Source organism: Flavobacterium aureirubrum (assembly GCF_038739835.1).
GTDB classification, from domain to species: domain Bacteria; phylum Bacteroidota; class Bacteroidia; order Flavobacteriales; family Flavobacteriaceae; genus Flavobacterium; species Flavobacterium aureirubrum.
Genome location: NZ_JBCGDO010000070.1, coordinates 1 through 1,352 on the forward strand (window position 1 = coordinate 1; position 1,352 = coordinate 1,352).

Sequence of the window (1,352 nt, forward strand, 5' to 3'; positions counted from 1 at the left end):
CCAAACCACTGGCACACTCACAATGAACACCCAGCACTATCCTAATGGTGTATACCTTATAGTAGTGTATCACCAAGACCGCATTATAGCACAAAAAAAACTATTAATTACCCATTAACAATAACAACACAACAACCCGCACGCAGTGTGTGGGTTGTTTTTTAAATAACTTATTCCTTATGAAAACAACCAGGTCTGCGAAGCCTCCCAACTTCGTAGCAACAAATACCTCTCCAAAACCGATAGATTGATGAAAGAAAGAAATAAAGTAGTAGAGTAATTACCAAAAGGTATTCCAACCCCAACCCTCGCAGGGTTAATCCCGAAGCGTCGGGACTGCGAGGGTTAATAAATTTAGATATTCGTTTAAACCTAATTTAGGACAAGACATACACGCAAGCTACTGCATCGTAGATACCATTCATAGGCACCACGACGCTCACGTCACATTTAGGCGTAAATTGAAATTTTTTAAACAAGGCAAAACCAGCAACTGTAGTAATGCCCACACCTATTTTTCTAGAACCTCTAACAGAAGAAGTATCACAGTCCTTAATCCCTTGAAACAACTGCATCATCCGACCATGTAAAGTCCCTTCTTTATAACGACTCAAAAAAGGAGTAAGAGCTATTCTAAATGCTTTCTTCACCTTAGAACAATCACCAAACTCGGAATTGTTTTCTCTTACTCTTACCATACTTGGCTTACTCTTTATTGCTTTTCCATTAAATCCTCCTCCTGCACGGCGAGCCACCGCTTTCCCTTTTCTAAAATAAAAGTTGATACCACCAATTGTGCCTACTAGAGGAATAATTCCTTTTTGAGTTGCCATTTCTTATATTTTTAAAGTTAGCAAAGATAATGATAATATATAGTTATATCGTATGTATATCGTATATGTATCGTATATGTACCGTTTACATATGCTATCAAAACAATACCAAATAGTACAACGATATATAACAATACCCCGTAAAATCCCTCCAACCCGTGGCTAAAACCCCCAAAATTTACCTTAATTCGTGTAATTAGCGGTGAAAAAAATCAGTGCATCTGTGGCTAAAAACCTTCGCGCCTTTGTGTCTTCGTGAGATAAAACAAGTTAGCTCAAATTTATACGCTAGTCAAACAAACTGTATCAACCAACATGCATTATTCCAACATTTGCATAACCTTATTGATACACTGATCAAAAAAAAACCACTCTCGCGAGTGGTTTTTTGATTATCGTTTCAGTGCAAAGTGCGCTTTAAACTGTTTAACTGCGTTTTGTTCTAAATAATCTACGGTAAACCAGTAATCGGTGGAAGGTAGTAATTGTCCATTGTAGGTACCATCCCAACCCTGTCCT

General features: G+C 37.7%; 2 protein-coding genes. Both read right to left on the reverse strand.

The window, feature by feature from the left end:
* Positions 1 to 377: 377 nt before the first annotated feature.
* Complete coding sequence (locus WFZ85_RS15950) at positions 378 to 833, reverse strand: hypothetical protein (RefSeq protein ID WP_342697245.1); 456 nt, start codon at positions 831 to 833, stop codon at positions 378 to 380.
* Between the two features lie 392 nt (positions 834 to 1,225).
* On the reverse strand, positions 1,226 to 1,352 hold a 127-nt coding region (locus WFZ85_RS15955), incomplete at its 5' end, for a T9SS type B sorting domain-containing protein (protein ID WP_342697246.1).

Excerpts from the sequence above, each read along its gene's own strand:
- WFZ85_RS15950 (WP_342697245.1), bottom strand. The coding sequence starts at position 833 with ATGGCAACTCAAAAAGGAATTATTCCTCTAGTAGGCACAATTGGTGGT.